Annotated in this window: 14 protein-coding genes; 4 read left to right on the top strand and 10 right to left on the bottom strand. The window is 48.9% G+C overall.

The window, feature by feature from the left end; genetic code table 11:
* Positions 1-985, top strand: a 985-nt coding sequence (locus C7B65_RS25855; protein ID WP_280523200.1) for a choice-of-anchor Q domain-containing protein, incomplete at its 5' end; no start/stop codon positions are given.
* A gap of 79 nt (positions 986-1,064) precedes the next feature.
* Here the strand turns inward: C7B65_RS25855 and C7B65_RS25850 are convergent.
* Positions 1,065-1,976 (bottom strand): DUF4347 domain-containing protein, encoded by a 912-nt coding sequence (locus tag C7B65_RS25850; protein ID WP_073075239.1) that lies wholly within the window; start codon positions 1,974-1,976, stop codon positions 1,065-1,067.
* A 284-nt stretch (positions 1,977-2,260) separates the two neighbouring features.
* On the bottom strand, positions 2,261-2,557 hold the full coding sequence (locus C7B65_RS25845; RefSeq protein WP_073075240.1) for a hypothetical protein: 297 nt from the start codon (positions 2,555-2,557) through the stop codon (positions 2,261-2,263).
* A gap of 230 nt (positions 2,558-2,787) precedes the next feature.
* On the opposite strand from C7B65_RS25845, the gene C7B65_RS25840 reads away from it, so the two are divergent.
* Together C7B65_RS25840 and rpsU are read left to right on the top strand one after the other, a co-directional pair.
* Positions 2,788-3,081: an RNA recognition motif domain-containing protein gene (locus tag C7B65_RS25840; RefSeq protein ID WP_068817638.1), complete on the top strand. Its 294-nt coding sequence runs from the start codon at positions 2,788-2,790 to the stop codon at positions 3,079-3,081.
* Positions 3,082-3,178: 97 nt separating this feature from the next.
* Positions 3,179-3,361, top strand: a complete 183-nt coding sequence (rpsU, locus tag C7B65_RS25835; RefSeq protein WP_068817640.1) for a 30S ribosomal protein S21 — start codon at positions 3,179-3,181, stop codon at positions 3,359-3,361.
* Positions 3,362-3,446: 85 nt separating this feature from the next.
* Here the strand turns inward: rpsU and C7B65_RS25830 are convergent, their stop codons facing one another.
* The 7 genes from C7B65_RS25830 to C7B65_RS25800 all read right to left on the bottom strand — a co-directional run bounded on the left by C7B65_RS25830 (position 3,447) and on the right by C7B65_RS25800 (position 10,049).
* On the bottom strand, positions 3,447-4,475 hold the full coding sequence (locus C7B65_RS25830; RefSeq protein WP_073075241.1) for an aromatic ring-hydroxylating oxygenase subunit alpha: 1,029 nt from the start codon (positions 4,473-4,475) through the stop codon (positions 3,447-3,449).
* Between the two features lie 238 nt (positions 4,476-4,713).
* Positions 4,714-5,343 carry a Uma2 family endonuclease gene (locus C7B65_RS25825; protein ID WP_219898745.1) on the bottom strand — a complete coding sequence of 210 codons (630 nt, stop codon included), beginning with the start codon at positions 5,341-5,343 and terminating at the stop codon, positions 4,714-4,716.
* A gap of 89 nt (positions 5,344-5,432) precedes the next feature.
* Positions 5,433-5,921 (bottom strand): molybdenum cofactor biosynthesis protein MoaE, encoded by a 489-nt coding sequence (locus C7B65_RS25820; RefSeq protein ID WP_073075243.1) that lies wholly within the window; start codon positions 5,919-5,921, stop codon positions 5,433-5,435.
* A gap of 51 nt (positions 5,922-5,972) precedes the next feature.
* Entirely contained in the window at positions 5,973-6,779 is an 807-nt protein-coding gene (locus tag C7B65_RS25815; protein WP_073075244.1) for an ABC transporter permease, read from the bottom strand.
* The gene (locus C7B65_RS25810) at positions 6,763-7,653 is read right to left on the bottom strand and encodes an ABC transporter permease (protein WP_073075245.1); all 891 of its coding nucleotides are present in this window, start codon (positions 7,651-7,653) and stop codon (positions 6,763-6,765) included. The genes C7B65_RS25815 and C7B65_RS25810 overlap by 17 nt, the downstream gene beginning before the upstream one ends.
* A 138-nt stretch (positions 7,654-7,791) precedes the next feature.
* Entirely contained in the window at positions 7,792-8,916 is a 1,125-nt protein-coding gene (locus tag C7B65_RS25805; protein WP_073075249.1) for an ABC transporter substrate-binding protein, read from the bottom strand.
* 5 nt (positions 8,917-8,921) lie between these two features.
* Positions 8,922-10,049, bottom strand: coding sequence for an ABC transporter ATP-binding protein (locus C7B65_RS25800; protein WP_073075246.1), 1,128 nt, complete (start codon positions 10,047-10,049; stop codon positions 8,922-8,924).
* A gap of 312 nt (positions 10,050-10,361) precedes the next feature.
* Between C7B65_RS25800 and mrdA the strand changes: the two genes are divergently transcribed.
* A complete protein-coding gene (gene mrdA, locus C7B65_RS25795; RefSeq protein ID WP_073075247.1) occupies positions 10,362-12,185 on the top strand; it encodes a penicillin-binding protein 2 in 1,824 nt (607 codons plus the stop codon).
* Between the two features lie 110 nt (positions 12,186-12,295).
* On the opposite strand, the gene C7B65_RS25790 is transcribed toward mrdA, so the two are convergent.
* Positions 12,296-13,354: a ParA family protein gene (locus C7B65_RS25790; protein WP_073075248.1), complete on the bottom strand. Its 1,059-nt coding sequence runs from the start codon at positions 13,352-13,354 to the stop codon at positions 12,296-12,298.
* Positions 13,355-13,708 lie beyond the last annotated feature (354 nt).

The raw sequence follows: 13,708 nt of genomic DNA, 5'->3' as shown, positions 1-13,708 counted from the left end.
CTGCTCTAGAACAAACCTCATCTTATCGTTGATGCGGGAGAACAATCCAAAAGTCCATTTCTCAATCGTGGCGAGTAGACAGTCAGGTCACGGCGATCCCAGATTGGCTCCTCTGGCGAACAATGGTGGACAAACTCTCACCCATGCGCTGTTGCCGGATAGCCCTGCCCGCAATACTGGGACTAATACGCTGATTCCCGATAGAGTGCGTGGTGATCAGCGCGGTAGCAGCTTTTCTCGCATCATTAGTGAACAGGTTGATATTGGCGCTTTTGAAGCGTTGCCTGTGGTTTCGCTCGTTCCCATCGTAATCAACAGTGAGGAGGGAACCGGGGGGACAACTAGCTACCTTTACAACCTCGTCCTCTCAGCCCGCACGGGTATTCCCGTGACCGTTACTATGGAGATTACAGGTGGGACTGCCACGATCGATGACTTTGCGGCTGTTCCTTTTCTCCAGGTAGTCTGGGTCGCGGCCCACGGATCGAAGTCAATAGCAAACGATACGTTGACAGGGGGAGGGGGTCGCGATCGATTTATCTACAGCTTGGGTGACGGCACCAATACCATCACTGACTTTGGTAGCATCGGCAAGTCCCCCAATTCATTTACCCTAGCTGAAGCGGATGTCATTCAATTCCAGGGCGCAGGCTTGACGGCTCGCAATCTCCTCTTAACTCAAGTCGGTGCAAATCTGGAACTCACGTTTGACAGCACTGATACCAAAATCATCTTACAAAACGTTCAACTTGAGAATCTGGAAAATCGATCAAATTCAGGAAACATCTTGTTTGATGGACAAGTCAGTTTTCAGAATAGTGGTTCTGCTGCAACGCTTGCCGCTAAGATTGTCTACAACCGAGGCACCGGAGACTTGCTCTATAACGAGAATGGAGCAACATCAGGTCTGGGTGGCGGTGGACGTTTTGCAACGCTCACAACAAGTCTTGCACTCAGCACCACTAACTTTTTAATTCGACCATAGAAGGATTTACGCTAATTGAGCTTCAAGATGGTGCAACGCTTGTTCAGAAAAATCTTGTGACGCTCATCACCCATTAACTCTAAGTAGCGGTAAAGACTCCACTGTAGGTTGAAGTCAGAGAGGGCTGAAACGCACCTTTAGCCGCAATGTCACCGCTATTGACTTCTAATACCGTCTTTTCTAAATCCCAGTCTCCGCCAAGATTGGCGCTGCCAGTTGGGTTAGTGGATGCTGCAATATCGGCAGTTGTCAGTTGACTAAACTTTTGCATAAACTCAGTGCCGACTGCTCCAGCGCCCACATTAGACCCGTACAGCAAAATGTCAGCGTCGGGCGTGAGAGCAGATGCCCAGCGTCGCAGACTAGCCCCATAAACGTCTAATGAGTCTACTGTTAGCTGAGTTACCCCCAAGTTTAAGACTCCTGCATCACCCGGTGAGATGAGATGAATTGCAGAAACATTTTCAGCGCTTTTTAACACCTTAGTTATTTGAGCAATGCCGTCTCGATCGCCCTCTAAAATCACGACGGTGACTCCGGGACGAACTCCAGCTACCAAGCTTTGGTAGTTTGGCAAACTAGAATCGATGAATGCGATCTCTCCAGTCACCGTTTCAGGAGCAGGTGACGGCACGACTGGCGCAACTCCGATGTCTGGAGGTTGAGAAGTGACAGGATCGGTAGAGAGACTAGCAGTCCTAGAGCTTGGCTGGGGCAAGGATGTGGCGGGCATTCCCAGCGATATTAAATCGTTTGGTGCAACTTGCACTTGAACGATCGGCAAAGACTCAGAAATCGTTGATGAGGCACCCGTATACGGATCACCTGCAAAGGGTTGAGGCGTAAAATCAGTGAGAGACGAAGCGGAAGTGAAGGCTAACCCAACCGCGATCGGGTCGTTAATTTCTCCACCCTTGAGGGTTGGCTTAGTAGAGAGGCTCTCAGACAGGGGATCTGAGGGTAGAGCAGACAGTCCGTTATCAGGATTCATAACTCCAAATTTTCCTTAAGACGTAAAACGACCGTACCTAATAGCGTAGGTACAGTAATGGTCAATACTGCCTCAGTCAAAGAAGCACCCCTAAAATTCAGTTTGCTGAGTTTAAACGGGTGATTCTTCTCACTTCATTGATCTAAGCCGTCTCGTCAAGAATACTGACTTTTCGACGCTGACGATTATTTCTTACGTCCTAGAAAGGAATCTTCCGGAACTATTCGTATAGAAAGCGCTTAACTTTATAAACTCTTTACAAAAATCTCAGTCAACCTGCTCTGTTAACGAACCTCATATTGAGGGAGAGGATGATTGGTTTTGCGCGGTTCTGACGGGTCACGCTTTTGCGGACGCAGCGATCGCGCCTTAGAATTTTCGTCTCGACTCGGCTCTACGGGCGATGGAGGCGATGCTACCAGGACAAAAACGCGCCTTCCATTTAAAATATTGTAGAGATCTTGCCCGACACACACCAGACCAGTGGACTGTAGGGCTAAAATCCGCTCATCTCGCTTTTGTCGGGCTTGCGCCGCATCATCCCAATCTGTCTCTAAAAATACTTCTTGAATAGAACCCATCGAATCCACAAACCTCTTTTGCTGTCTCGCTATACAGCGTAGCGTTTCTTCTTGACCGTGTGGGCGTTATGATTTGAAAAAGCAGCGAATCATGACCATTTGACGTGATCGCTACCCCAAATCCTGTGCTAGGCTAACGTCAGGATTTATTTTCGGCTGTGTAATTCGTGTTCATCAGCGTCTCTCCGAATCTAACTCTCCACACTTTCTTGGATTCTGGAGACAATTTCATGTCAATTTACGTGGGCAATCTCTCTTATGAGGTCAAGCAAGAGGACCTAACTGAGATCTTTGCTGAATACGGAACGGTCAAGCGGGTACAACTGCCGACTGATCGCGAAACGGGGCGGATGCGCGGGTTTGGGTTTGTCGAGATGGGCACTGATGCAGAAGAAGATGCCGCGATCGCAGCATTAGACGGTGCAGAGTGGATGGGTCGGGATCTAAAAGTAAACAAGGCTAAGCCTCGCGAAGATCGAGGGCCGTCGGGCGGTGGCGGTGGTCGCCCCCCTAGACGCTATTAAGCTGATAAGCTAGGAAACTGACGTTAAATCCTCTTGAAGGCAGACCCTCGTCTGCTTTTTTTGATAGAGGTTGTAGTTGATTAAATCAGGAGAACCGATGACTCAAGTGATTCCTGGCGAAGACGAAAGAATTGACTCCGTGTTGCGCCGATTTAAACGTGAAGTGTCTAAAGCAGGCATCTTCCCAGACATGCGAAAGCACCGTCATTTTGAAACCCCGATCGAGAAGCGGAAGCGCAAAGCCTTGGCGAAACAGAAGCAGCGTCGCTTCCACCGCTAACGATATTTTTACAAATCGTTGAAATTTCTCGCATGGTGCCAAATTCTCAGAATTTGGCACCAGTTTTTTGTGGTTGAGTTTTGAATCAAGCCGTATAAACGGTGCCCAATCCGAGTGCGCTTAAGCCTTTGCGATAGGCGATCGAAGTCCTGTCAGCCCGAATGTGTACTTCAGCCAATAATTCTAGCGGCAAATCTTCAGGGTATTGCGCCTCTACGACCTCCTTGTCTTCAGCAAACACCTGATAATTAAATTCATACACAGGTTCAAGCGGCATCTGACGATCGAAGTTGCGGCAAATGGGGCAAAAAACACGAGTTTTGCGCGCAGAAATCGGAGAGGCGGCATTGAGAATACACAAGCGCCCATCGTCTGGGAAGTGAACCGTCAACCGAGCCGTAAACGGAAAGTAAACGTCAAAAACGCGGAGCCACTGAAAATCGGCAGGCGCAAGATCTTGCAGCCCTTTGGGAAAATTGCTGACCGTGCTGAGATATTCGGCACGAACGCCGTTTGCTGTCGGTGTCACATCGTAGCGGGGCACGATCGGGTTATTAGAATCGCCAAAAGTTTCAGTATGCACCCAGGCAAAATGAGCCACGTCGAGAAACCCTTCCATCTGTCTCCCGGCTGCCGCATTCAAATCGACTGCATTGGGCAATATTTGCTGATAGTCGGCATCCTCCCATTCAAAAAAATCGGGTAGAGGATGCGATTCGCCCCCCGCTAAAGAAGTCCAAATCAATCCATAGGCTTCTTTAACTGGATAGGTCTTTAGACAAAGTTTTGGCGGAATGCTGGCACCGGGCTGAGATGGAATCAGCACACAGCGACCCTCAGACGAGTAGTGAAAGCCGTGATATTTACACACCAATTGATCAGACTGAACTTGACCCATGCTTAGTGGAACGCCACGATGCAAGCAGATATCATTTGCCACAGACAGCCCCGCAGTCGTTCGCCAAATGACTAGGCGCTGATCAAGCAGAGTCGCTGAAATCGGCTGGTCTTTAACGTGGTGGCTAAATGCGATCGGATACCAAAATTGAGACAAGATATCCCAATCAGATTCGGCAAACGTGCAGCCTCTCGGATAAGTTAGTTGATCGGTCATGATGGTGAGTGTGCGGCAATGCTAGAGCGTTCAACTCAATCGAGCGTCACTTTGTACAGGATATACAACTGAGTTCAATCTGTTGTTGTGCTTAGTAATACATTGTTGACTTTGGCTGAGAATTTTGACTGTTTTGATCTTGTCTCTAGCGAGGTTTTAGTCGAAACTAAACGACTTCAGACGTTTAAACCCATTAGAACAACTCAGCAGACTTGTTCGCAGGCTCCGATCTAAACCTTTATCCAACCTTGAGAACTTGCTCGGCAGACAAATTAAGGTCTGGGAACAGTGGAGAGAAGATAAGGTCGTTTCCTCGGAACTGGGCAAGCTGGTATTCTCCACTCTCGTCCAGAGTGTAGATGCTAATCGTTGGTTGTTTTGGGTTGCCAATGTAGAGCCGTCCTCCGATCGCAGCATAGTCTACAACCCAGTATTCTGAAACTCCCAACTCACCGTAGTCTGCAAGTTTCGTCAGGTAATCATCTCTCCAGTTGTTGCTAACAACCTCAATCACCATTGGAGGGCAGACATAAGCCGCTGCCGACTTGAAAAGCCCTTTCATTTTTTGCCACTCTGCCTGAGCAAAGACGACGATATCAGGCTTGCGGCTTTTCTCCTTTTTGCCGGGAAGAGTTTTAAACCTGACCTGTTTCAGTCTCTTCGGAACATAGGGGAGTTTTCGATCGCTGCAATGAGCTTTGAGCAGATCGCACAAGTCGTCAGCGACATCTTCGTGGTTTGCATTGGGTTCGTCAACTGGCACAGGAATTCCATCAATGAGTTCAAAACTACGATCGCTGCCATCATCCCATTGAAGAAACTCCTCAAAGGTCATCGGCTCGGCTTGGGTGATCACTGCTTGCATCATGCCTCCTCAAAACGCTCCATCCTCGAACAACGGCACTCTTGGAGCCTTGATCCTATTATCGATCAGCGGCTACTGTTCACAAGGTTCTTCTAGCAGTCATTTTCTTCGCAAGCAGCAATGCTCACCCAGCTACTAGAGCCATCTTGCCAGTGTTCTTTTTTCCAAATGGGGGCGTTGTGTTTGAGGGTATCGATCGCGAACTGACAGGCTTCAAATGCTTCCGATCTGTGGGGACACCCGACTGCAATCAACACGCTAATTTGACCAATTTGCAGCTTGCCAACGCGATGATGAATCACGACACGATTTACATCTGCCCAGGTTTTGCGAATCTCTGCCGCAATTTGCTGAAAGACTCGCATCGCCATCGGCTCATAGGCTTGATATTCTAGTGATTCGACTGCCTTGCCATCAGTTTTGTTGCGAACCATGCCACTCATCACCACGATCGCTCCGTTAGCCTCATCGTCTGCCAATGCGTAAACCTCTTCTAGAGACAGGGGCGCGAATGTGATCGCAAAGCGATCGTGCGGATGCGACTGAATCGGGTGAGACGTGGAGAGCGTCGTGGCAATCATAAAATCAACTTCAGTAAGAGAACTGACTCTATTTTGCACAGATTTTATCGCTTACTGAAGTCGCTTCTTTTCACTGCGATAGCGAATGGTTTCAGCAATTAGAGCCACCGCGCCAGAAGTCACCATTAGAACTACACTAAGCGCATTAATATCAGGCTTAACACTAGTGCGAATGCGGCTAAAAATCTCCATCGGCAGCGTGGTCGCACCACCCCCGGCGGTAAAACTGGAAATCAGAAAGTCATCCATGCTGAGAACAAACGCCAATAAACAGCCCGAAACAATGGCGGGCATTAATTCCGGCAATAGCACCATCACCAACGATTGGTAAGGTGTGGCTCCTAAATCCTGCGCGGCTTCTTCTAAATGCGGATTGAGATTGACGAGGCGAGTCGAGACTACAAACGCTACGTAGGACAAACAAAATACAGTATGCGCTGCGACGATCGTCCACAAACTCAACGGCACTGCGATTACGGCGAGGAATACTAACGTCGAAACCGCGATCGCAATATCTGGAATGATTAATGGTAGGTAAGATACACCCTGATATAACTGTTTGCCAGGAAATTTGTAACGCGCTAATCCCACTGCCATAAGAGTGCCAATGATTGCAGAAATTCCAACTGCACAAAATGCAACCTTCAAGCTATCTGACAACGCTGAGAGAATGCGACTGTCATTAAAGAATTTGACATACCACGATAGCGTAAACCCACCCCACTGAGCGCTGTTGGGCGACTGGTTAAAACTGTAGAACCCCAGCACCAAAATTGGTAGATACATGAAGCCAAACATCAGCACCGAAAACAGCGCTTGCCAGGAGATGCGAATGGGATTTTTAGAGGGAGCTTGCATTTTTGTCGCCGTATTTGATGAGCAGCGCGATCGCTAAACTAACTGCCAAAATTAACACCATGCTCAGAGCCGACCCAAATCCCCAGTTTTGAGTGGCACCCAAAAATTGGTTATAGATCAGTCGCGCTGCCGTCATGCTCGACGTGCCGCCCAACAGTTCGGGATTGATAAAATCTCCTAACCCCGTGATGAACACGAGTAAGGAACCTGCGGCGATTCCGGGGAGAGTCTGCGGCACGGTTACCTTCCAAAATGCTTGCGGAGGAGTTGCGCCTAAGTCGGCAGCAGCTTCTAAAAAGCGACGATCGAGCTTTTCTAAAGAGGCATAGAGAATCAGCACCATGTAGGGCAGCAGACTGTAGGTCATGCCAATCAACACGGCAGGTGAGCGATTGAGTAGATCTAGTGTGGGTAGGTGCAGACTCGTCAGCAGCGTGTTGAGAACGCCCGTCGGACGCAAGATACTAATCCAGGCGTAGGAGCGCAAAAGTGAGGAAGTCCAGAGCGGCAGCACAAAGGCTAATAGCAGCAAATTTCGCCAGCGTTTGGGGGAGAGTAGCGCAATCCAATAGGCGACCGGGAAGCCCATCAGCAGACAGAGCAGCGTCGTTCCGATCGCAAAGAGCAGCGATCGACCAATCACCTTCAGCACATCTGGCTGGAAGATTCGCAAATAGTTATCTAGCCCTGACGGGTTCACAATGTCTCCGGGCTTGATATCAGGCACCAAACTCAGTTGAAAAATCAGCAGTGTGGGAATCACCAACAGCAACGCGAGCCAAATGCCTGCCGGAGCTAAGAGCAAAAGAGCTTGTAGCCACTGAGGGGAAGACGTTTGAACTTGAGCGGGGGCAGAGGGGGCTTTGGTAGACACGTTAAGAGAATTTTGAGTGGTAGAGAGGCTAGTTTAGTGAGGCTATAGCAATCCTGTTTCAGTTGTAAGAGTGGGACAGGCTTCCAGCCTGTACGGGCAAGATGCCCATCCCACCATTCACTTAGGATTGCTATATGTTTAGCTGCTCGTCAGCTTTGTCCAATATTTTTCGTACAGTTCTAGGATGGGTTTATCGAGTGGGGCAAGCGTTTCAGAACGATCGAGGAGATTGTGAGGGGGAAACAGAGTCACGTTGTTCTTTAAATTGTCGGGGAGTTGGTTGAAGGCAGCTTCGTTAGGAGTCGCGAAGAACAGACGCTCAGTGACTCTGGCGGCAACGTCAGGTTCCAGCATAAAATCCATCCAGGCGTAGGCAGCTTCGGGATTTGGAGCCGTTTTAGGAATCACCATCGTATCGCTCCACAAAGAGGTTCCACTAGCCGGAATCACATATTTGAGCTTGGGATTTTGATTCATCACGTTAACCGCATCAGCAGAATAGCCCATCGCGATCGTCAAATCGCCCGCAAGCAACTGATCGCGCCACGCGTCAGTGGTAAACGTCGTGATCGCGGGTTTGAGTTCTTGCAATTTTTCGTAGGCTTGCTTGATCTGCTGCGGATCGGTGGCGTTATAGGAATAGCCGAGCGATCGCAGCGTTGCCCCCATGACTTCTCGAAAATCGTCCATCAGAGTCAGGCGGCGAGTCAATTTATCTTTGTGCTTCCAGAGATAATCCCAATCGGTGGGCGGCTCTGTGAGTTTTTCGCTGTTGTAAATCAGCCCTGTGGTGCCCCAACTCACCGGGACGCTGAAGCGATTGCCCGGATCGTGGACTGACTGCTGAAACCTCGGCAAAATGTTGCGAAGCCCATCAAGACGAGAATGGTCTAACTCGCTCAGATAGCCCAATTGCACCATCTGAGACACTTTATAGTCAGAAGGGTAGATGATGCTGTAAGTCCCGGCTTTGCCTGCTTGAAAGGTTGCTAACATCATCTCGTTAGAATCAAACACATCAGAAATGACTTTGATGCCCGTTTGCGATCGAAACGCATCAATCAAATCTTGATCTACATAGTTTGACCAGGTGTAAATATGCAATTCATCAGCCGCCCCGCGCCGCACCTGATCGGTCTGCACCTTGGCTAAAGTCCAGCCACAGCTTGAAAGCGCCATGCTCGACAACCCAGCGATCGAGGTTTGCAAAAATCGCCGCCGCGATCGAGAAGCGTGAAGAGAACGAGTCAAAAAATCAGCCATGTGATTCATTCTGGTAACGCCAGACAATCATCTGCGCCCCAGTGCAAATAAATCGGCGTATCACTATCGGGAACGTTCAGCGCATTGGGTTGACGAACCGTGAGCTGATCGCCCGATCGTAGCTGCACGACGTAGTGGACATGAGTGCCCAGATACATGACGTGCTTGAGTCGTCCCTCAAAACAGTTGATTGCGTCATCGGGCGGCGAGAAGCTGACATTCACCTTTTCAGGGCGTACACTCACCACCACTGCCCCAGACGTGAGCGGCAACCCGCTGGCATCGGTGGGCTGCACTTTCATTTTCAATCCCCGATCAGTAATAATCCACAACATAGTCGGGTGGGCACCCTCAATTTTGCCGCGAAACAGATTGGTGTCTCCAATAAAATCAGCAACAAACGGCGTTTGAGGACGATCGTAGATTTGGCTCGGCGTACCGATTTGTTCGACTTTGCCCTCAACCATCACGGCAATGCGATCGGACAAACTCAGCGCTTCTTCCTGATCGTGCGTCACTAGCACAAAGGTTACACCTAATTCTTGGTGCAAATTCGACAGCTCCACCTGCATTTCTTTGCGTAACTTGAGATCAAGTGCGCCCAGAGGTTCATCTAACAAAACTACGGTAGGACGGTTGATCAACGCTCGTGCCAACGCGACTCGCTGCTGCTGCCCGCCTGACAGTTGCGCCGGGAAACGGTTGGCAAACCCATCCATCTTCACCAGCTTCAGCGCTTCCTTGACGCGCTCTTGCGTTTCTGACTTGCGGCATTTTTTGATTCGCAGCCCAAAGGCAACATTCTCCCAAACCGTCAAATGGCTAAATAGCGCGTAGTTTTGAAAAACCGTATTGGCGGGTCTGCGATAGGGCGGCACATTGAGCATCGATTGTCCGCGAATCAGCACATCGCCAGCGCTGGGAGTCTCAAACCCGGCAATCAAGCGCAAAGTCGTAGTTTTGCCGCATCCAGACGGCCCTAGAATGCTAAAGAATTCACCGCGTCGAATGCTGAGATCAACCCCCCGAACGACCGTATCGCCGTTAAACACTTTGAATACTTTCCGCAGTTCAACATCAAACCCAACATGGGTGTCAGTTGCTTGCTGATTCTGCGTTGCCGTCTGAGACATAGTGACGATTTCCTGCGGTAATTCCCGGTCTGCGCCGAAGGTAGCTTGCCTGATCCCCGATGAAGATGTTAGATCTAACGTCTGGTCTATCTTACTCGCCCAAGTTGGAGCTAGTCAGAAAGATTGCTCGTCCGTTAACGTTTAGGTAAAGTTATCTAAAGAATAATCACGAAACTATCATTCTAAATCGGGTAGTCAGCCCTAGATTTCCCATCTAAATCGCTGAATTCCCAACTTAACTTAGAATAATCGATACTTTATATCATCTAAATTTTCTGTCTGCACTCACTTTAAAGATGTCTATCGTCAGTTATGACTTTGATTCAATCACCTCCGACTACGATCGCTCATCAAAAACATGCCCGCAGTGTCGGTCGCAAACACCAAGCACTAATGCTGATGTTTGGAGTGACTGCGATCATCTTAGGAGGGTTGGGGGGTCGCCTTGCCTATCTTCAGCTCATGCAAGGTCATCAAAATCGAGAAATGGCAGAAAGTAACCGCATTCGACTGCTGCCCAAACAGCCAGAGCGAGGCAAGATTCTCGATCGCACAGGCAAAATTCTCGCAGGCAGTCGCTTATCTCACTCGGTCTTTTTGTGGCCCCTTGCTCAAAAGAAGGCTGAGTGGAGCCAAACTCTGGCGCGCGTCTCGCAAATTCTCAACATTCCCGTTGCCGACATTCAAAAGCGCTTAGAGCAAGAAGGCTATAATTCGCCCTATCGAGTCCGCATTGCGCGCAGCATCAGTCCTCAAAAGGTCACAGCTTTAGCAGAAAATATCGGCGAACTGGATGGTGTTCAGGTCGATGCAGAAGCCGTGCGGAACTATCCCAACGGTGATTTGGCGGCTCATGTGCTGGGCTACACCGGAGAACTGACGGATGACGACTTTAAAAAGCATCCGCAAGACAACTATCGACTCGGTGACGTGATTGGTCAGATGGGCATTGAATCTGCTCGTGAGCAAGATTTGCGAGGCGAGTGGGGAGGGCAGCAGGTAGAAGTCGATGGTGCCGGAAATGTGGTCAAGATTTTAGGAGAAAAGCAGACTCACGCGGGTAAAGACGTGACTTTGACGATCGACCTTGACCTGCAAAAAGCCGCCGAAACTGCGTTAGGCAATCGCAAAGGCGCGATCGTCGCGATCGACCCAAACAATGGCGCAATTTTGGCAATGGTCAGCCGTCCCGCGTTTGACCCCAATTTATTCTCAACTCGCATCTCAGAAAAACAGTGGGAACGGTTGCAGAGTACAGACCATCCGTTTGTCAATCGGGCGTTGCAGGGCTATCCGCCTGCGAGTACGTTCAAGATTGTCACCACCACGGCAGGCTTAGAGTCAGGCAAGTTTTCGCCCGACACCGTGTTGGCAACTTCGGCATCAATTCGAGTCGGCGGCATTGATTTTGGCGATTGGAACCATGCCGGGTTTGGCCCTCAAGGATTTGTGGGCGCACTCACCTGGAGTAGCGACACCTTTTTCTACCAGATTGGTATGGGGGTCGGTGACCAAACCTTGATTCAGTGGACTCGTCGCTTTGGGTTTGGGCAAAAAACTGGCATTGAGCTAGGCAACGAAGAAGCAGCCGGACTAGTGCCCGACGACGAGTGGAAACAAAAAGAAGTCCATGAAAGCTGGTTTTTGGGCGACACGGTGAACATGTCGATCGGGCAAGGCTTCCTGCAATGCACGCCGCTACAAGTTGCGGGAATGTTTGCGATTGCTGCCAACGGCGGTTATCGCGTCAAGCCCCATCTCCTCAAGGACAACGAAGCTGCCCAAACCTGGCGCGAAGCTCTCAAACTGAAGCCCGAAACCGTTCGGATTTTGCATGAAGGGCTGCATGGCGTGGTGAATGGTGGCACTGCAACGGCGGCGTTTAGTGGAACAGATTTGGCGATCGCCGGAAAAAGCGGCACCGCAGAAGATTTTGGACGCGAGTCTCACACCTGGTTTGGGGCATTTTCTCCGGTCGATAAGCCTAAAATTGTGGTGGTTGCCTTTGGTGAAAACTCTGGTGGCGGCGGCGGATCGTTTGCGGCTCCGATGGTGCGACAAGTGTTAGAGGCGTATTTTCACCCTGATAAAGCGCAGAAAAAACAGGCTGAAGTGGTTGCTGCGCCGAGAGATTAATGATCTATCAGGGTGAAATTACTAGGCTGACAAGCTTCTCCTGACTCCCATAATCTGAAATCTTAGACAGAAAGATTCAGCCAATTAAGTAGTTAGACTGAAAATAGTCCCTACTCAATTTTTTGTACAAGGTCTCGTATATTCGGTACCTGTTTATCTAGTTGAGATTGATTGACGGAAATGTTTCTACCAGCTACAGGTTTTTGACCAGCAGTTAAAGATGCTATTGGGATACCCAATGCACCCGAAACAACTGAGGCAGTGTTGGCATCATTAACTTCATACTGAAACATATCTCTAAAAGCTTTTTGACTAACTGGTGTTGAGGCACTACCAGGATGAATACAGAAAAACTGAGGAGTTGTTTTCCAAACCTCCCATATTTCTTTACCGATCTCACTCACTACAGTTCTGAAGGCAGACGCAGAGGAACTATTCATCTGTGTGAGCCTATTGCCCACATACATATATATCGTGGGTTGCGCCATACGATACCTTTCTGTCTCTAAGAAAAATTCTGATTGAGTGTCCCCAGCATGTCTTCGGATACCGTAAACCAGTGCTAACACTGCCTTGACTGCTCTCTTTGAAGAACCATCAGCAGAAAAAGGAATGATCAAGCGTTCAGCAGCCGTTAGTGCTAACTCCGTGTAAATAGAGAAACTCGGATTACAGTCAATAAAAACACAGTTGTCTTCATCGTTCCAAGAGTTTTGAACATCTACGATCAGATCTCTTATCCACAGATGGACAATGCGCCAAGCGTCTTGTGGACCTGGATTTGTAGCACTTGACACTCTTGAAGATTGTATTTCAAGTTGCTCATCTCCAACCACAAGATATACATTGTTCGGCACTGCGTTGTTGTAATGCGAAACTTGCGTAATGTACCCAGCACCTGAATTCGGAGATACGTATGGACTTAGAATTCGATCTTCAATGTATCCAGAAATTGTGCGTCTTGGTTGCTGTGTATGAATTTGAGTAAGTCTCGCCTCCCCCTGCTCCATACCACCCAAAAGCATAGAAGATGAGTTAGCCTGTGGGCATAGGTCAACTACTAAAACTCTCTTGCGCGGATTCTGACGTGCATATTCTGAAGCTAGCTGAAAAGTTAGGTAGCTTTTCCCCACACCGCCTTTGTTGTTCCATATCGCGTAGATTGCCATTTATCCAAAAATCCTGTTCAGATGTTTACCTCCGAGAATTCTAGACGAGTTTGGTCTATTACTGTTACTACAATTTTTGTAACGTTTTACAACACTTGTTGGCTAAATGCAAAAAACAGTGCATCTAGTTAATGCTATTGTTGAGATACCTAGTTGTGTCCAGCCTAACAATTTGGTTGCAGCAGACTGTTGGTTAGTGCTTGTGGTCTAGCAAAGCTTGCTAGCATCTGCTGAACCGAGCCGTTATGCCGCTAGGTTGTTTACGGGAGACGTTTATTAACTTGAGTGTTGTGATGTCATGAGAGAAAAATAAGACCCGCGACTCGCGGACTACGGATGCGAGAACTGTTTTTG

Source organism: Phormidesmis priestleyi ULC007, assembly GCF_003003695.1.
Taxonomy (GTDB): domain Bacteria; phylum Cyanobacteriota; class Cyanobacteriia; order Leptolyngbyales; family Leptolyngbyaceae; genus Phormidesmis_A; species Phormidesmis_A priestleyi_A.
Note: the sequence above shows the minus strand (reverse complement) of the source record. Positions and strands in the feature narration are given on the sequence as shown.